This window comes from Aminobacter sp. BE322 (assembly GCF_050433525.1).
GTDB lineage: Bacteria > Pseudomonadota > Alphaproteobacteria > Rhizobiales > Rhizobiaceae > Aminobacter.
In genome coordinates, this window is sequence record NZ_JBNPXB010000002.1 from 313,556 (window position 1) to 331,396 (window position 17,841).

Annotated in this window: 17 protein-coding genes; 3 read left to right on the top strand and 14 right to left on the bottom strand. The window is 65.6% G+C overall.

Annotated elements, in window-relative coordinates:
* Window positions 1-85 precede the first annotated feature (85 nt).
* From J2X50_RS05530 to J2X50_RS05540, 3 genes are all read left to right on the top strand, one after another.
* Window positions 86-565, top strand: a complete 480-nt coding sequence (locus J2X50_RS05530) for a DUF992 domain-containing protein (protein WP_429092565.1) — start codon at window positions 86-88, stop codon at window positions 563-565.
* 218 nt (window positions 566-783) lie between these two features.
* Window positions 784-987, top strand: coding sequence for a hypothetical protein (locus tag J2X50_RS05535; protein ID WP_340036573.1), 204 nt, complete (start codon window positions 784-786; stop codon window positions 985-987).
* Window positions 988-1,099: 112 nt separating this feature from the next.
* Window positions 1,100-1,732 carry a LysE family translocator gene (locus tag J2X50_RS05540; RefSeq protein ID WP_429092567.1) on the top strand — a complete coding sequence of 211 codons (633 nt, stop codon included), beginning with the start codon at window positions 1,100-1,102 and terminating at the stop codon, window positions 1,730-1,732.
* A 287-nt stretch (window positions 1,733-2,019) separates the two neighbouring features.
* Here the strand turns inward: J2X50_RS05540 and J2X50_RS05545 are convergent, their stop codons facing one another.
* From J2X50_RS05545 to J2X50_RS05610, 14 genes are all read right to left on the bottom strand, one after another.
* Complete coding sequence (locus J2X50_RS05545) at window positions 2,020-3,417, bottom strand: NAD(P)(+) transhydrogenase (Re/Si-specific) subunit beta (RefSeq protein WP_429092570.1); 1,398 nt, start codon at window positions 3,415-3,417, stop codon at window positions 2,020-2,022.
* A 1-nt stretch (window position 3,418) separates the two neighbouring features.
* Window positions 3,419-3,847 (bottom strand): NAD(P) transhydrogenase subunit alpha, encoded by a 429-nt coding sequence (locus J2X50_RS05550; protein ID WP_429092573.1) that lies wholly within the window; start codon window positions 3,845-3,847, stop codon window positions 3,419-3,421.
* The gene (locus tag J2X50_RS05555) at window positions 3,847-5,172 is read right to left on the bottom strand and encodes a Re/Si-specific NAD(P)(+) transhydrogenase subunit alpha (protein ID WP_429092576.1); all 1,326 of its coding nucleotides are present in this window, start codon (window positions 5,170-5,172) and stop codon (window positions 3,847-3,849) included. The genes J2X50_RS05550 and J2X50_RS05555 overlap by 1 nt, the downstream gene beginning before the upstream one ends.
* A gap of 271 nt (window positions 5,173-5,443) precedes the next feature.
* A complete protein-coding gene (locus J2X50_RS05560) occupies window positions 5,444-5,692 on the bottom strand; it encodes an aa3-type cytochrome c oxidase subunit IV (RefSeq protein WP_429092579.1) in 249 nt (82 codons plus the stop codon).
* Between the two features lie 138 nt (window positions 5,693-5,830).
* Window positions 5,831-6,676 (bottom strand): ABC transporter ATP-binding protein, encoded by an 846-nt coding sequence (locus tag J2X50_RS05565; RefSeq protein ID WP_429092581.1) that lies wholly within the window; start codon window positions 6,674-6,676, stop codon window positions 5,831-5,833.
* A gap of 169 nt (window positions 6,677-6,845) precedes the next feature.
* Window positions 6,846-8,159: an ABC transporter substrate-binding protein gene (locus J2X50_RS05570; RefSeq protein ID WP_429092584.1), complete on the bottom strand. Its 1,314-nt coding sequence runs from the start codon at window positions 8,157-8,159 to the stop codon at window positions 6,846-6,848.
* Between the two features lie 74 nt (window positions 8,160-8,233).
* Window positions 8,234-9,310 carry a branched-chain amino acid ABC transporter permease gene (locus J2X50_RS05575; RefSeq protein ID WP_429092586.1) on the bottom strand — a complete coding sequence of 359 codons (1,077 nt, stop codon included), beginning with the start codon at window positions 9,308-9,310 and terminating at the stop codon, window positions 8,234-8,236.
* 4 nt (window positions 9,311-9,314) lie between these two features.
* Entirely contained in the window at window positions 9,315-10,274 is a 960-nt protein-coding gene (locus J2X50_RS05580; protein ID WP_429092589.1) for a branched-chain amino acid ABC transporter permease, read from the bottom strand.
* Window positions 10,275-10,462: 188 nt separating this feature from the next.
* Window positions 10,463-10,603 (bottom strand): DUF3096 domain-containing protein, encoded by a 141-nt coding sequence (locus J2X50_RS05585; protein WP_429092591.1) that lies wholly within the window; start codon window positions 10,601-10,603, stop codon window positions 10,463-10,465.
* Between the two features lie 10 nt (window positions 10,604-10,613).
* Window positions 10,614-11,438 carry an ABC transporter ATP-binding protein gene (locus J2X50_RS05590; protein ID WP_429092592.1) on the bottom strand — a complete coding sequence of 275 codons (825 nt, stop codon included), beginning with the start codon at window positions 11,436-11,438 and terminating at the stop codon, window positions 10,614-10,616.
* A complete protein-coding gene (locus J2X50_RS05595) occupies window positions 11,435-13,417 on the bottom strand; it encodes an AMP-dependent synthetase/ligase (RefSeq protein ID WP_429092595.1) in 1,983 nt (660 codons plus the stop codon). Before J2X50_RS05595 ends, J2X50_RS05590 begins: the two co-directional genes overlap by 4 nt.
* A gap of 360 nt (window positions 13,418-13,777) precedes the next feature.
* Entirely contained in the window at window positions 13,778-14,452 is a 675-nt protein-coding gene (locus J2X50_RS05600; RefSeq protein WP_429092597.1) for a Crp/Fnr family transcriptional regulator, read from the bottom strand.
* Window positions 14,453-14,544: 92 nt separating this feature from the next.
* Entirely contained in the window at window positions 14,545-15,324 is a 780-nt protein-coding gene (locus J2X50_RS05605) for an N-acyl amino acid synthase FeeM domain-containing protein (RefSeq protein WP_429092600.1), read from the bottom strand.
* A 155-nt stretch (window positions 15,325-15,479) separates the two neighbouring features.
* Window positions 15,480-17,804: a putative bifunctional diguanylate cyclase/phosphodiesterase gene (locus J2X50_RS05610; RefSeq protein WP_429092603.1), complete on the bottom strand. Its 2,325-nt coding sequence runs from the start codon at window positions 17,802-17,804 to the stop codon at window positions 15,480-15,482.
* Window positions 17,805-17,841: the final 37 nt, after the last annotated feature.

The window sequence follows — 17,841 nt, forward strand, 5'->3', positions numbered from 1 at the left end:
GCCGCCATTCCGCCATAGCCCGGCCGGCCGCGCGGGAACCTTTCGACGGCGAACCGGTTGCTATTGCCGTGAAAGGAGACCAGCCATGAAACAACTGCTGCTTGCCGCACTGGCGCTTCTGCCGCTCTCGCTGCCGGCCCACGCCCAGTTCGGCGCGAAGCTGGGCATGCTCACCTGCACGGTCGACGGCGGCGCCGGCTTCGTCGTCGGATCGAGCAAGGACATGCACTGCACCTTCAAGCCGTCCTTCGGCGACCGTGCGCCGCAAAGCTATTCCGGCCGGATCAACAAATACGGCATCGATATCGGCACCACGTCGGGCGCGGTCATGCAATGGCTGGTGCTGGCCCCCAGCAAGGACGTCTACGCCCCCGACGTGCTGGCCGGCAACTATGTCGGCGCCAGCGCCGAGGCGACCGTTGCGGTGGGCCTCGGGGCAAATGTGCTGGTCGGCGGATCGAGCCGCTCGATCGCGCTCCAGCCGCTCAGCGTCCAGGCCCAGACCGGGCTCAACATGGCGCTCGCCGTCGGCGCGCTGCAATTGGTGAGCGCCGCGGCCAAGTAGCCACAAGCCGCCAGGACCTGACATCTGTCGCACCGGCGCTCGCGCCGCCGGTGCGGCAAACGCGGTTTCGCCGCCCGCCGCTTGCAATCGGCGGCCAAAACCGCAAAGATCAGCCATCTCAGATGTACGTGGGCTCCGCCGAGGAAGGAGCAGTTCATCCGGCCTGAGCGGCGCGTCGATGCTTCGGCGCGCGCATGCTGGCGCGGCGGGTGGACATCATGCGGTACCGGGAAGTTCAGGACCAGCTTCGAACCATCGGCATTCTGATCAGCAAGCGCGGCAACAGGATTCGCGTCAACCATTTCGGCGGCATCGAAGACACCGCCTACTATACCGACAGCCTCGACGACGCGCTCGCCGCCGGCATGAAGATGGCGCGGCCGGACCATCTCCCGCGCAGCTGGTGCTCGTACCGCCGCTGACATTTCGCCCTGCTGCCGCAACCGCTGCCCCCGCGCTGCCCCTTTCGCAAACCTCCGTTCCGGGGCAAACATGCGGCCCGGGTCGACGACCTGTTTCGCTCGAGGGGGATCCATGCCGGACACGGCCAATCTGATTGCTTTCGCGGCCATTGCGCTCGGCATGGTGCTGACGCCGGGGCCCAACATGATCTACCTGGTATCGCGCTCGCTCAGCCAGGGCCCCAGGGCCGGGCTGATCTCGCTCGGCGGCGTGGCGCTCGGTTTCGTCGTCTACATGCTGTGCGCGGCCTTCGGCATCACCGCGCTGGTGCTTGCCGTCCCCTACGCCTACGACGCGATCCGCTTCGCCGGTGCCGCCTATCTCCTGTGGCTGGCATGGCAGGCGATCCGCCCCGGCGGTCGCTCGCCGTTCCATGTGCGCGAGCTGCCCAGGGACAGGCCGCGCAAGCTGTTCGCCATGGGCTTCTTCACCAACCTGTTCAACCCCAAGGTTGCGGTGCTCTACCTGTCGCTGCTGCCGCAGTTCATCGACCCGGCGGCCGGCAGCGTGCTGACCCAGCTTCTGGTGCTCGGCTCGATCCAGATTTGCATCAGCGTTTCGGTGAACTCGATCATCGCGCTCACCGCGGGTTCGATCTCGCAGTTCCTGAACGGCAACCCCGGCTGGCTGAAGATCCAGCGCTGGCTGATGGGCACGGTGCTGGCCGGGCTTGCGGTGAGGATGGTGACGGAAGCGCAGCGGTAGCAGATCCCCTTCGCCCCTTTGTGGGTGTTTGGACCGGGGAGATCGCGAACAGGTGTGCGGAGACACCCCACCCTTTATCCCTCCCCACAAGGGGGAGGGAGTCGCCGGCGCAGCCGCTTGTCCCTTCTCCACGCCTGCGGGGAGAAGGTGCCGGCAGGCGGATGAGGGGCAGCGCGACGACGCATGTCGGCGAAGAGACGCATTGTCCCAAACGCAAAAAGCCCGGCGTGAGCCGGGCTTTTGTCTGCCGTGCGAGTTGTCGGCGTGGCGTTGGCCGAGCCTTCGGCTCAGTGGTCCATGGCCTTGACGATCTCCTCGGTCATCTTCTTGGCGTCGCCGAGCAGCATCATGGTGCCGTCCTTGTAGAACAGCGTGTTGTCGATGCCGGCGTAGCCGGAGCCGAGCGAGCGCTTGACGAACAGGCAGGTGCGGGCCTTGTCGACGTCGAGGATCGGCATGCCGTAGATCGGCGAGTTCTTGTCGTCGCGCGCCGAGGGGTTGGTGACGTCGTTGGCGCCGATGACATAGGCGACGTCGGCCTGGGCGAACTCCGAGTTGATGTCCTCCAGCTCGAACACCTCGTCGTAGGGAACGTTGGCCTCGGCGAGCAGCACGTTCATGTGGCCGGGCATGCGGCCGGCGACCGGGTGGATGGCGTATTTGACTTCCACGCCGTTGGCCTTGAGCTTGTCGGCCATCTCGCGCAGCGCATGCTGGGCCTGGGCCACCGCCATGCCGTAGCCCGGCACGATGATGACCTTCTGGGCGTTCATCATCAGATAGGCCGCGTCGTCGGCGGCACCGGTCTTGACCGTGCGCTGGATGCCGTCGTCGACGGCAGCCGTGGTCTCGCCGCCGAAGCCGCCGAGGATGACCGAGATGAACGAGCGGTTCATGCCCTTGCACATGATGTAGGAGAGGATCGCGCCCGAGGAGCCGACCAGCGCGCCGGTGATGATCAGCGCCAGGTTGCCGAGCGTGAAGCCGAGCGCCGCCGCCGCCCAGCCCGAATAGGAGTTGAGCATCGAGACGACGACCGGCATGTCGGCGCCGCCGATCGGGATGATCAAGAGCACGCCGAGCACCAAAGACAGCGCCACGATCAGCCAGAAGATGGTGGTCGACTGGGTGGTGACCAGGAGCACGATCAGCACGACCAGGCCGATGCCGAGGGCGGCGTTGATCAGGTGGCGGGCCGGCAGCATGATCGGCTTGCCCGACATGCGGCCGTCGAGCTTGAGGAAGGCGATGACCGAGCCGGTGAAGGTGATGGCGCCGATGGCGACGCCGAGGCTCATCTCGACCAGCGCCTGGCCGTGGATGGCGCCGACCGCGCCGATGCCGAAGCTTTCGGGCGCATAGATGGCGGCGGCCGCCACCATCACGGCGGCCATGCCGACGAGGCTGTGGAAGGCCGCAACCAGCTGCGGCATCGAGGTCATGGCGATGCGGCGCGCGGTGACCGCACCGACGCCGCCGCCGATGGCCAGGCCGAGCACGATCAGGCCGAGGCCGCCCAGCGAGGGCTTCGCCAGCGCCAGCGTGGTGACGATGGCGATGCCCATGCCGATCATGCCGTAGGTGTTGCCCTTGCGGCTGGTGGTCGGGTGCGACAGGCCGCGCAGCGCCAGGATGAACAGGATGCCCGAGACCAGGTAGAGGAAGGAGGCGAGGTTCACGTTCACGTCACTTGTCCTTCTTCTTGTACATGGCCAGCATGCGCTGGGTGACCAGGAAGCCGCCGAAGATGTTGACGGCGGCGAGCGCCATGGCGACGAAGCCGAAGCCGGTGGCGAGCCCGGAGGCGGCGATGCCGACGGCCAGCAGCGCGCCCACCACGATCACCGAGGAGATGGCGTTGGTCACCGCCATCAGCGGCGTGTGCAGGGCCGGGGTCACCGACCAGACCACGTAATAGCCGACGAAGATCGCCAGCACGAAGATGGCGAAGCGGAACACGAACGGGTCGATCGCCCCGCCGGACGCCGCATGCGCGACATTGCCGGCGGCTTCCGCCGCCCCTTGCGTATTGGCCAGTTCCTGCACGCCGAGCCGGACCGCGGCCACCGCCTGATCGAGCTGGTCGAGCGCTTTTTCGAGAGCCGTCTGTTCCATCACGCATCTCCCCCGGAGATCGACTTGGCTGATTTCTTGGCAGCGGCCGGTTTCCTGGCGGCGGCCGGTTTGTCGGACTTGGCGGCGGCCTTCTTCGCCGCCGGCCTGGCGGCCGCACCGTCGGTCGCCGGATCATCGCCGCGGTTCTGGCCCGGCACCACCGGCTTGGGCTTGTCCGCCGCGGCAGCCGCCGCATTGGCGAAGTTGGGGTGCACCACCTTGCCGGCGTCGGTCAGCATCGTCGCCTTGACCAGCTCGTCGTCGCGGTTGATGGCGATCTTCTTGGCGCCCTTGTCGATCATCGTCTCGAGGAAGGCGAACAGGTTCTTGGCATAGAGCAGCGAGGCGGACGCCGCGACGCGGCCCGGTACGTTGAGGTGGCCGACGATCTTGACGCCGTTGCCGGTGGTGACGACCTTGCCGGCAACCGCGCCCTCGACATTGCCGCCGCGCTCGACCGCGAGGTCGACCAGCACCGAGCCCGGCTTCATCGCCGCGACCATCTGGGCCGACACCAGCTTCGGCGCCGGACGGCCCGGGATCAGCGCGGTGGTGATGACGATGTCCTGCTTGGCGATGTGCTCGGCGGTCAGCGCCGCCTGCTTGGCCTGGTACTCCTTGGACATCTCCTTGGCGTAGCCGCCGGCGGTCTCGGCCTGCTTGAACTCGTCGTCCTCGACGGCGATGAACTTGGCGCCGAGCGAGGCGACCTGTTCCTTCACCGCCGGGCGCACGTCGGTGGCCGTCACGATGGCGCCGAGGCGGCGCGCGGTGGCGATCGCCTGCAGGCCGGCGACGCCGACGCCCATGATGAACACCTTGGCCGCCGGCACCGTGCCCGCCGCCGTCATCATCATCGGCAGGGCGCGGTCGTATTCGGCCGCCCCGTCGATCACCGCCTGGTAGCCGGCGAGGTTGGCCTGCGAGGAAAGCACGTCCATCACCTGGGCGCGCGTGATGCGCGGCATGAATTCCATGGCGAATGCGGTGACCCCGGCTTTCGCCATCGCCGCGACCGCCGCATCGTTGCCATAGGGGTCCATCGTGGCGAGCACCGCGGCCCCCGCCTTGTAGCCCTTGAGCTCGGCTTCGCTCGGGCGGCGCACCTTGAGCACGACATCGGCCTTGCCGGCATCCGCCGCCTTGCCGATCCTCGCCCCCGCCGCCTGGTAGTCGGCGTCGGTGATGCGCGACAGGGTGCCGGCGCCCGCCTCGACGACCACCTCGAAGCCGAAGCCGACGAGGCGTTTCACCGTCTCAGGCGAACCACCAACGCGACCCTCGTTCGGGTCTGTTTCCTTCGGTATGAATATTGCCTGGCCCACCGCTACGTCCTTTCGGTTGGAACCTTACCAAACGTAAAGTGCCTGACGCGAAAAGTTGCGTCGGCCTCTACCAACGAAATTCGCACGGGACGGGGCCGGAGGCCGGCGTCCCAGAAATCACATCGAAGCCGCGCCCCGCCGGGCGCGCAGGCAGCATCGGCACACGCCGCCGGTCCGCAATCAGGTCGTTCAGAGCGAAGACTGCCTGTTCCAACCCATCCCCATCAGGAGGGAGCGGACGCGGAAAACCCGCGGCTGCGCGGAGAAAATGTCAGGTGATATGGGTCGGGACGTCGCGGAGCAGGTAGCCGCCGACGGCGCAGATGATCAGGAACAGCACCGCGGACGAGAAGAAGCCGGCGGGCGTGAAGAAGCCGAAGGCCATGGCGACGATCAGTGCCACGCAGACCAATGTGCCGTATTTCGCCAGGGTGATGAAGGTCGAATAGGTTTTCTCGTGCTCGGCGTAGTCCATATCTGCGCCAAGTTCGATCGGGCCGGTCGGCGTGTGGTCAGCCATGAGAGTCCCCTCCGGAATACGAGTTCAAGGGCACATAGCGAAATGCGCGCGGCAGGGCAATGGAAAGATTGCCTTTCGCCGTGCGACAAGAATATCAACGGATTGTCGGGCAATCACCGCACATATCGACGCAGGGGCTCAGGCGAGCCAGCGCTTGCGCCGCTTGTAGTGCTTGACGTCACGGAATGATTTTCGCCCTTCGCCGCCAACGCCGAGATAGAATTCCTTCACGTCCTCGTTCTCGCGCAACGCCTGTGCTTCGCCGTCGAGAACCACGCGGCCGGACTCGAGGATGTAGCCGTATTTGGCATAGCGCAGCGCCACCCCGGCATTCTGCTCGGCGAGCAGGAAAGACACCCCCTGGTCCTCGTTGAGTTTCCGAACGATCTCGAAAATTTCCTCGACCAGCTGCGGCGCGAGCCCCATCGACGGCTCGTCGAGCAGAATCATCTTCGGCCGCGACATCAAAGCCCGCCCGATGGCCACCATCTGCTGCTCGCCGCCCGAAGTGTAGCCGGCCTGGCTGGTGCGCCGCACCTTGAGGCGCGGGAAATAGTCGTAGACGAGGTCGAGGTCGGCGCGCACGGCGGCCTTGCCGTCGCGGCGGGTGAAGGCGCCGGACAGGAGATTGTCCTCGACGGTGAGATGGCCGAAGCAGTGGCGGCCCTCCATGACCTGGATGCAGCCGCGCCTGACGAGCTGGTTGGGCGACAGCGCCTGCACCTGGTCGCCGTCGAAGACGATGGTGCCCTTGGTGACCTCGCCGCGCTCGGCGAGCAGAAGGTTGGAGATCGCCTTGAGCGTGGTGGTCTTGCCGGCGCCGTTGGCGCCCAAAAGCGCGGTGATGCCGCCGGCCGGCACCGACAGCGAAACGCCCTTCAGCACCAGGATGACATGGTCGTAGATCACCTCGATGTTGTTGACCGAGAGGATCGGCGCCGGGGCGTTCTTCGGCTCGAGGTCGGAACCGGTCTTGCTCGTCATCTTCGTCCTCCCGTTCAGCGCCTTGCCGCCAGCCCTCTCCCCGCGGTGGCGGGGAGAGGGTGCCGGCGAGAGGCGCCGCTACGCCCGGATCGGAGGAGCATTTCGGGCGATGTCCCGGCCCCTCGCCTGTTCAAGTTTCGCCCGCCTGCCTGTGGAGCGGGCGACCGCACTACATCTTGCACTCTTCGTTGACCGGCCAGGGCGCGTTGGCCTCGGCGTATTTCTTGGCCTCCGCCTCGACCAGCGGCGCGATCATGTCCTGGTCGGCCGACAGGAGATCGGAGACCTTGACGAACTTGGCGCCGTCCCACTGCAGCATCCAGGCGCCGGCATGGCCGGCATGGTTGTTGCAGGCGGTGGAGAACGGACCGATCATGCCGGCCATGCCTATGGAGGCGAGCCTGGCCTCGTCGAGCTTGAGGTTCTCGAGGCCCCAGCGCAGCTGCTCTGCATTGACCACCTTGGTGCCGAACTTCTCCTGCGCGGCCTTGATGCCCTCGACGGTGAACATCGAGATCAGCACGCCGCGCTGATAGAACACCCAGTCGAACTCGCCGGCGCCGATCTGCGACTTGCCGGCGTCGACGACGTACTTCTTGATGTCCTGCATCGCCTGGGAGTTGGAATCGGGCAGGCTCCACGACAGCGAGCGATAGCCCTTGCCCGCCTCGCCGACCGACTTCATGTCGCCGTCATGGCCGGACCACCAGATGCCGACGAACTTGTCCATCGGGAACTTGGTCTTGACCGCCTCGGTGACCGCGCCGACATTCATCGCGCCCCAGCCCCACATCAGCACGAAATCCGGGCGTTCGCGCCGGATCTGCAGCCACTGTGCCGACTGGTTCTGCATCTCCTTCACCCCGACGGGGATCGGCAGGAAGGTGAAGCCGTATTTGTCGGCATAGGCCTTGAGCAGCGGGATCGGCTCCTTGCCGTAGGGCGCGTCGAGATGCAGCAGCACGATCTTCTTGCCCTTGAGGTTCTCGACATTACCGTCGGAGATGCTCTTGAGGATCATCGAGGCGCCGTCCCAGTAGGTGGCCGGCGGGTTGAAGGCCCACTGGAAGACCTTGCCGTCGGTCATCGGCGAGAAGCCGTAGCCGGGGGCGAGGATCGGCACCTTGTCGACGTTGGACTTGGGCAGCACCTGCAGCGTGATGCCGGTCGACCAGGGCTGGGTGACGATGCTGGTCGCCTTGGTCTTCTCGTAGCACTCGGCGCCCTTCTCGGTGTTGTAGCCGGTCTCGCACTCGTCGTAGTTCAGCTTGACGCCGTTGACGCCGCCGTCGCGCTCGTTGAGCATCAGCATGTAGTCGCGCTGGCCGTTCATCAGCGGCGTGCCCGTCGCCGCGAACGGCCCGGTACGGTAGGACAGGTTGGTGACGTTGATCGCGTCTTCCGCGGCGAGCGCCGGCACCGCCAGCGCGGTGCCGACGAGCAACGCCACCGGCAGCAGGGTCTTCTTCAGGAACGTCTTCATTCTGGTCTCCTCCACTTGGTCGCTTTCTCCGTTCGGATCGGGTCGACCGGCCCGTCTCGAAGGCCGCCCCGGCGTCAGTGCGGGAACGGCCACATGATGAGTTTCTCCCGGATGATCGCCCAGAAGCGGGCGAGCCCGTGCGGCTCGATGATCAGGAAGGCGATGATGAGTGCGCCAATGGTCATGGTGTTGAGGTGCTCGACCGCAGCCGAGCTGACCGGCAGGCCGAGCGCCGCCGGCAGGGCGCTGATGATGACCGGCAGCGCCACGATCAGGATCGCGCCGAGGAAGTTGCCGAGGATCGAGCCGAGGCCGCCGATGATGGCGATGAACAGCACGCGGAACGACAGCGGGATGTCGAACAGCACCGGCTCGGCCGCGCCGCGCCACAGGAACACGAACAGCGCGCCGGCGACGCCGACGATGTAGGACGACACGGCGAAGGCCGACAGCTTCGCCTTCATCAGGTTGATGCCGACGAGCTCGGCGGCGATGTCCATGTCGCGCACCGACTTCCAGATGCGGCCGACGCGGCCGCGGGTGACGTTGATCGACAACAAGGTGACCAGCGCGACCACGCAGAGCACGAAATAATACTGCACCACCGCGCTCGCGTTCGGGCCGGCGACGGTGATGCCGAACATGTCGATGTTGGGCACCTGGATCGCGCCCGAGGAATTGTAGTTGTAGAGCCAGGCCCATTTCTCGAACAGCCAGACCAGGAAGAACTGGGCGGCGAGCGTGGCGATGGCGAGGTAGAAGCCCTTGATCCTGAGCGACGGCAGCCCGAAGGCGACGCCGATCGCCGCCGAGAAGAAGCCCGACAGCGCGATCGCCACGACGATGTTCAGCTCGGGGAAGATGCTGACCAGCTTGTAGCAGGCATAGGCGCCGACGCCCATGAAGGCGCCGGTGCCGAGCGACAGCTGGCCGGCGAAGCCGGTTAGGATGTTGAGCCCCAGCGCCGCGAGCGCATAGATCAGCACCGGCACGAGCAGCGCCTTGAACACGAATTCGCTGGCCGTCATCGGGAAGACGACGAAGGCGAGCAAGAGGATGAAGCCGAGCAGCAGCGCGTCCTGTCTGACCGGGAACAGCGCGTGGTCGGCATGGTAGGAGGTCTTGAACTGGCCGGCTGTGCGATAGAGCATGGCCTCACACCCGCTCGATGATGCGTTCGCCGAACAGGCCCTGCGGCCGGAACAGGAGAACGACGAGGGCGAAGACGAAGGCGAACCAGGTTTCGGTGTTGCCGCCGAGCAGCGGCTGGCCCCAGTAGATCTCGAACAGCTTCTCCAGCACGCCGATGGCGATGCCGCCGACGATGGCGCCGAGCACGGATTCGAGCCCGCCCAGCATCAGCACCGGCAGCGCCTTGAAGGCGATGACCTCGAGCGCGAAGGACACCCCTGCCCGTGCGCCCCAGACGATGCCGGTGGCGAGCGCTATGACGCCGGCGATGAACCAGACCAGCACCCAGATGGTCGACAGCGAGATGCCGACCGAGAGCGCCGCCTGGTGGTCGTCGCCCAGCGCCCGGATGGCGCGGCCCATCTTCGAGCGGTTGAGGAACAGGATCAGCCCGGCGACCAGGAGCACCGCGCCGATGACGGCGGTGACGTCCTTCTGCTCGATGGAGACGAAGCCGCCGAAGGGTTCGAACTCGAAGCTGCCGGTGGGGATGAACAGCTGCTCGGTGATCATCACCTTGTTCTCGCCGCCGAAGATGAGTTCGCCGAAGCCGACGAGGAACAGCGTGATGCCGATCGTGGCCATGAACAGGATGATGTCGGGTTGGTTGACCAGCGGCCTGAGCACGACGCGCTCGATGGCGACCGCGAGCGCGAACATGACAGCAAGCGTCATCGGCGCGGCGAGCAGCGCCGGCACCCCCTTCTCGTGCAGGCCGACAAGCGTCAGCGCCGCGAACACCACCATGATGCCCTGGGCGAAATTGAAGATGCGCGACGACTTGTAGATGAGCACGAAGCCGAGGGCGATGAGGGCGTAGAGCACGCCGGCCACCAGCCCCTCCCACAGCACCTGGAGGAGGAAGTCGGGCGCACCGAACATGTCGCCGAAGGGCTTCACCAGGATGGCGTTCAGGAGATCCATGACGACGGCTCCGCATCTACAGCGTTTCCGCTTTTCTTCGAATCGCGGAAACGCTCCATCTCTTTGTTTTTGCGCAATTCCGGACGGAAAACCGCTCCGCACTTTTCCTGGAATTGCTTTAGGGTCGGCAAAGGTGGTTCATTGCCAACCCGAGCCGGTGAGGGGGAGCGTTCAAACATGCGTGCGCCTCACCCCGCCAGCTGCGGGAACAGGCCGATGAGGCCGACGATGATGAGGTAGATGGCGACGATGTAGTTGAGCAGCCTGGGCATCACGAGGATCAGGACGCCGGCGATCAGCGAGATGAGCGGTGCGAGCGGAACCATCATGGAAGCCTCCTCAATGTGCGACGCCGAGATAGGCGTCGATGACCTGCTGGTTGGACTTGACCTCGTCGGGCGGGCCGTCGGCGATCTTCTTGCCGTAGTCGAGCACGACCACCCGGTCGGATAGATCCATGACCACGCCCATGTCGTGCTCGATCAGCGCGATGGTGGTGCCGCGCTGCCGGTTCACGTCGAGGATGAAGCGGCTCATGTCCTCCTTCTCCTCGAGGTTCATGCCGGCCATCGGCTCGTCGAGCAGCAGCAGCGACGGCTCCATGGCGAGCGCGCGGCCGAGTTCGACGCGCTTCTGCAGGCCGTAGGGCAGCTTGCCGACCGGGACGCGCCGGATGTGCTGGATCTCGAGGAAGTCGATGATCTCCTCGACGACGCGGCGGTGCTCGATCTCCTCGGCCAGCGCCGGGCCGTGCCAGAGCATCTGCCAGAACAGGTTGCGCCGCATCAGCACCGAGCGGCCGGCCATGATGTTGTCGAGCGTCGACATGCCCTTGAACAGCGCGACGTTCTGGAAGGTGCGGGCGATGCCCTGGCGGACGGCGTGGTGCGGCTTCATCGCCCGGCGCTCCTGGCCGCGGAACACGATGGTGCCCTGCTGCGGCGCGTAGAAGCCGTTGATGACGTTGAGCATCGACGTCTTGCCGGCGCCGTTGGGCCCGATGATGGCGCGGATCTCGCCCTTGCGCACGTCGAACGAGATGTCGGTGATGGCCTTCACGCCGCCGAAGGACAGCGAGACGTTCTTCACCTCCATCAGGAGGCCGCCGGGGGCGATGCCGTCGTCGGCCGCGGCGACCGGCTGCGGGCTGGCGTGGATGTTCATTCCGCCGCCTCCCGCGCCGCCGCGCCCTCGGCGCCGAAGGTCCTGACGTCCATGATCTGGACCGTCGCCTTGATGCGGCCCTTGCGGCCGTCCTCGTAGGTCACCTCGGTGTCGACGAATTTCTCCGTCGAGCCGTCGTAGAGCGCCTCGATGAGCGGCGCGTAGCGGTCGGCGACGAAGGCGCGGCGCACCTTCATGGTCCGCGTCAGCTCGCCGTCGTCGGCGTCGAGCTCCTTGTGCAGGATGAGGAAGCGCCTGATCTGGGCGCCCGCCATCATCGGCTCGCGCGACAGGCGCCGGTTGGTTTCCTCGACGTTGCCGGCGATCATGCGATAGACCTCGGGGTGGCCGGCGAGCTCCTGGTAGGAGGCATAGGCAATGTTGTGGCGCTCGGCCCAGTTGCCCACCGCCTGCAGGTCGATGTTGACGAAGGCGGAAGCGAAGCCGCGACCGTCGCCATAGGCGACCGCCTCCTTGATGTTTGGGAAGAACTTCAGCGTGTTCTCAATGTATTTGGGCGCGAACAGCGCACCCGTCGCGAGCTTGCCGACGTCCTTGGCGCGGTCGATGATCCTGAGCTGGCCGTGCTTGTCGAAGAAGCCGGCATCGCCGGTCTTGACGTAGCCGTCCTCGGTCATCGCCTCCGCGGTCTTGTCGTCCTGGTTGTAGTAGCCGGAGAACTGGCCCGGCGAGCGGAACTGCACTTCGCCGGCGTCGGTGATGCGGATGTCGACATTGGGCGCCGCCGGCCCGACGGTATCGGCGCGCACCTCGCCGTCCTTCTGCACCGTCACATAGAGGAAGGCCTCGGTCTGGCCGTAGAGCTGCTTGAGGTTGATGCCGAGCGAGCGGAAGAACGAGAACAGGTCCTGGCCGATCGCTTCGCCGGCGGTGTAGGCGACGCGGATGTTGGAAAGGCCGAGCACGTTCTTGAGCGGGCCGTAGACGAGGAACTCGCCGATGCCGTAGGCGATGCGCCCGGCGAGCGGCACCTGGCGGCCCTCGAGGATGGCTTCGCCGTATCTTTTCGCGACGCCGATGTAGTGGGCGAACATCTTGCGCTTCAGCCAGCCGGCGTCCTCCATGCGGATGGTGACGCTGGTGAGCAGGCCCTCGAAGATGCGCGGCGGCGCGAAATAGAAGGTGGGACCGATCTCGCGCAGATCCTGCGCCACGGTCTCGCTGCTTTCGGGGCAGTTCATCGAGAAGCCGGCGACATAGCCCTGCGCATAGTTGAGATAGTGGTCGCCCACCCAGGCGAGCGGCAGGTAGGCCAGCACGCTGTCATTCTCGGAGAGGCGGTCGAAGACCGCGGTGTCGCGCGCCGCGCTGACCGCGTTGACGGCCTTGATCATCACGCCCTTCGACCGGCCGGTGGTGCCGGAGGTGTAGAGCATGACCGATATCTCGTCGCCGGACGCATCGCGGACGGCGCCTTCCCAGGCGTCGCCGAGCGCGGGGCTGGCGGCGAGCAGCGCCGCCCCCTGCTGCTGGACCTTGCCGAAATCGTGCAGTCCCCTGTGGTCGTAGTCGCGCAGGCCCCGCGGCTCGTCATAGATGACGTCGGTCAGGGCGTGGATCTCGCCGGCGAAGGAGCGGATCTTGTCGACCTGCTCCTGGTCCTGCACGACGGCGAAGCGCACGCCCGCATTGTCGAGCACATAGGCCAGTTCCTCGGCCACCGCGTCGGCATAGACCGGCACGGGCACGGCCCCGAGGGACTGGGCGGCGGCGAAGCTCCAGTAGAGCCTGGGCCGGTTGGCGCCGATGATGGCGATGCGGTCGCCGCGCTCGAGGCCCAGCGCCTGCAAGCCGATGGCGAAGGCGCGGATCTCGGCCAGTTGCTCCTTCCAGGTCCAGCTCTGCCAGATGCCGAAGTCCTTGTGCCGCATGGCAGGGCGGTCGCCAAACCGTTCGGCGTTGAGCAGCAGGAATTTCGGGAACGTATCCATGCCGTCGGCATGCGCCGATGCACCCATGCGCCAGCTCCTCCCGCTTGCCGCATCTTTGGCGGTCGAGCGGGGCATTCTGGCAGGATGCGCGGGGGCGGCAAGCCCGTCCTTAGCATAACGGCCAGCGTTGCCGCCTGCATGGTGGACGTCCGCGCGCGCGGCGATGCCGGCATCGGTCAATGCGTGCTCCTCCCTTTCATCGCGGAGTTTTCTCCGTCTGCCCGGCATCGTGCACCGGCTTTGATTGGGGTGAGGCTATGCGCGAAGACGGTGGCCGATCAACGGGCCGCTTGACAGACAGGACGGCAGGTTGTCTTTTAAATGCGCGGTCCCCGCGCCGCGACCTCCCCCGACATCGGCAAGACGAGTTGCCCCCTCAGCGGATCGCTATGCGCCGTAGTCGCCCAGCCTTTCGGCGTCGATGACGTAGATGCGGCCGTGTTCGGCGCGCAGCAGGCCTTCCTGCTCGAGTTCCTGCAGGCTGCGGTTGGCGACCGGCCGCGATACGCCGGCGAGCAACGCGATCTCCTCCTGGGTGATCTCGACCAGGCTCTTCACATGCGGGTTCAGCACCGGGTTGCACAGCCAGGACAGGTTGCGCGCCACCTTGGCCTTGGGGTCGAGCAGCCGCTCGTATTCGGTCGAGGCGATGAATTGCGCCAGCCGCTCGTTGAGCTGGCGGACGAGAAACCGGTTGAAGCCGACGCTGTTTTCGGTGAGCCAGAAGAAGGTGGCGCGGTTCATCAGCAAAAGATGCGTGTCGCGCAACGCGACGAGATCGTACTTGCGCTGCTCGTCCTTGAGCACCGAGCCTTCGCCGAACCAGCCGCCGGCGCCAAGACCGGCAAAGGTGATCGCCTTGCCGCTGCGGGCAATCGAGCTCATCTTGACGAGGCCGGTGACGATGCCGCCCCAATAGTCCCAGCGATCGCCGCGATGGCAGATGTAGCTGCCCTTGACGAAGTGCTTTTCGGTGACCCCGCGGGTGGCGCGCTCGAGCTCGTCCTCCGCCAGGTCGCGCGACCAGACTGTGCTTCGGACGAGTTCGCTGCGGGATGTCATCGGCCCTCGGAATCGCCGGGCTTCGCGCGTCCCGGCATCGCCCACTTATGGGCGCGGCCGCCTGCCATGGCAAGGCGCGGCGGCAGGGCCGCTCACGCCGCCTCGCGGTAGTATTTCGCGGTCGGAAGGATGGTCAGCGGCGCAAGCTCGCCGGCGGCCGGCCTGCCGAACATCAGCCGCTGCTCCATCGGCGTCGACTTGAAGAACGGGAAGCGCTTGAACGAGCGCTCGCGGATGGCGTTCACGTCGGCGCGGTAGAGCACGACCTTGTTGAAGACCCCGGGATAGGGCCGCGGTTCGCTGATCCGCTCCGAATAATAGATGCGCTTGTAGAACCCGGCATGATCCTCGCGGATAGTAGACAGGCAATATGGCGCCTTGAAATGGAAGCATGCCATGCCCGCGAGCCGCAGGGTAATGTACGGGATCTGGGGATAGACACGCGACCATTCCGGATCCGAGGCGAAGCGGCTCGGACAGATGAAGGTCATCCCCTCCGCAAGCATCGGCAACACGACGTCGCCGAAAGCCTTGGTCGATGGCGATAGCGGCGTTGCCAGCGTGACATGATGGATCCGCAGCGTGCTGACCAGTTGCTGGTCGACATAGACGCCAAACCGGTAGGCATTGGGCGCCTCGTCCAACTCGTCGTGGATCGTGTGGCTCTCGTTGTCGGGGATCATATCGTTCGACCGGTATGATTTATACCTGAGCCGATAGATGTCCTCCAGATCCTCGCCCTTGTCGCACCGACGGTACTCGGTTCGCTCGAGCAGGCTGAAGACGTGCTGCGAAAATGACGACAATGCGTCCGGCACGTCTCCGTTCTTGACGCCGGCTCCACCGCCGGACGTCGCTTGATGGATGGTCATGGCTTTCCCCGTACTTCCGCCCTGGCAGAAGGGTAGCGCGGCCCCTCATGATGTAAAGATGAAAATAAGACAGTTCTCATTTACCTTCCGTTAAGGTTAATAGTTAACGGAAAATTAAGCATATTTTCACGTTAAGCTTCCAGCGGTGGAGAAGATCAGCGGTTGGCGGCCTTGCGCGCCCGGCTCAGGTCCTGTGCGAACGGCCAGACCGTGTTGGACATCGTCTCTATGCCCGAAGACGACAGTGCCGAACCGAACAGGAAGCCCTGCACCAGGTCGGGCTGCACCGCGACGGCCAGGATCTTGAGCTGCTCGAAGGTTTCCACCCCTTCCACGGTCACCGTCAGCCCGAGCGGGCGCGACAGGTCGACTATGCCCTTGAGTAGCTGGAGCGAGCGCGGGTTCTGCGCAACGTCGGCCAGGAAGCTGCGGTCGATCTTGACCTTATCCAGCGGCAGCTTGTGCAGGTAGCTCAGGCTGGAGTAGCCGGTGCCGAAATCGTCGAGCGCGATGCGGACGCCGATGGACTTGAGCTCCTCGACATAGGCCCGCGTCTGCGACTTGTCGTCGAGCAGCGCCGTTTCGGTCACCTCGATCTCCAGGCGGTTGGCCGCAAGACCCGAAGCGGCAAGTGCCGCCCTCACCTTGTCGACGACGTCGCGGCTGCGGAAATCCTTGGCCGAAAGGTTCACCGACACGCTGATCGGGTCGGGCCATTTCGAGCATTCGGCACAGGCCGCCTGCAGCACGAAGGTGCTGATGTCGGAGACGATGCCCATTTCCTCGGCCAGCGGGATGAAGGTCGAGGGCGACACCGGGCCCAGGTCCGGATGGTCCCAGCGGCAGAGCGCCTCGCAACTGGCGATGCGCATGGTGCTCATGGAAACGATGGGCTGGAAGACCACGCGCAAGGCGTTGGCTTCGATAGCGCTCCGGAGATCGGCCTTCATCATCTGGCGATTGCGGAAGGCCGCGTCCATGACCGACTCGAACAGCTGCCAGCCGTTCTTGCCCATATCCTTGGCCTTGTAGAGGGCGAGGTCGGCCTTGACGATCATCGTGTCGACGTCGGAATCGCGAACCCGTGCGAGCACGGCGCCGCCGCTGGCCTGGATGCGCAGGACATGTCCGGCGACGTCCACCTCACCCTGCATCGCTACGAAGATGCGGTCGAGCATCGATCCCAGATGCGCTTCGCTGTCGACCTGGTCGAAATAGATCATGAACTCGTCACCGCCGAAGCGGCTGACCTTGACGTTGTCGCTGGCGAAGACGGCGAGCCGCTCGGCGACCGCGTAGATCAGGCCGTCGCCCACGGGGTGTCCGAGCGTGTCGTTGACGCTCTTGAAGTCGTCCAGGTCGAGCACCGCGAGCGCACAAAGCCGGTCGCGGTCGCCGGCGAACATGCATTCGTCCACGACCTCGTGGAAATAGGCGCGGTTGGGCAGGCCGGTGAGGCTGTCGTAGCGCGCCATGAAGCGGATCTTCTCCTCGGCGGCGACGCGCGCGGTCACGTCCTCGAAGGTGATGACGCCGAGTTCCTGACTGCCCTCGCGGGCCGAAAACTCGAGGAACCGCCCGTTCGACAGCGACACCAGCACCTTGCGGTCCCTGCCCTCGCGCAGCGCCCGTGTCAGCTGCGCCTCGATGTAGCGGCAATCCTTCAGCGCCAGTTGGCCGGCGGCGACGCCGCGCATGAGCAGGCCGTGGATCGACCGCCCGAGCAGCGCCTCCGGCGCGCGCACCGACATCAGATGCGCGGCCTCGGCATTGGCGACGGCAACGCGGCCGTCAGGGCCGAGCATCACCAGGCCGTGCGACATGGTGTTGAGCGCGCGATTGAAGCGCTGGGCGATCCGGTTTGCCTTCTTCTCCTCCGACACGGCGGTGAAAAGCACGTCACGCACGGTGTCGGCAAACTTGCGGATCGCATAGAGGAACGGAATCGACAGCAGTCCGAGCAGGACATGGTAGGGGTCGCCGCGCAAAAGGAAGCCGAGCGAGATCGGCCAGGTCAGCGCGATGATCAGGATGATGACCATCCGCGGCGAACCATAGTTGCGACCGGCAATCGACGTCGCCGTGGCCAGCGTCACGCAAACGGCAGCGATCTCGGCGAACGTATCATGGGCAAAATAGATGCCCGCCAGACAGAAGGCGCCCAAGGCACCGCCGTGCAATGTGCCATACAGGATGTAGTCGTTCTCGCGCTTGCGCGCCTCCTCCCAGGTAGTCGGGGACGGGAGGCTGTTGTACTTGCGGAAATTGCGCATCCGCAGCGTGCCGACCAGCACCATGAACAGCGCCACGGCCAGGTAGAGCGGGTGGCCTGTCTTCCACCACACAAGAACGATCAGGAACGTCTGCGCGACGATACCAACGGCAAGCGTCGAGCCATCGCGGAAAAGCGTTTCCACGAATGGTATGTAGACGTCGACTGGTATCTCGTTGTTTTTTCTGCGCACGTCCGGAGCCCGCATGGCTGACCAAGCACTGGCACATGCGCCTTAAGAAAGG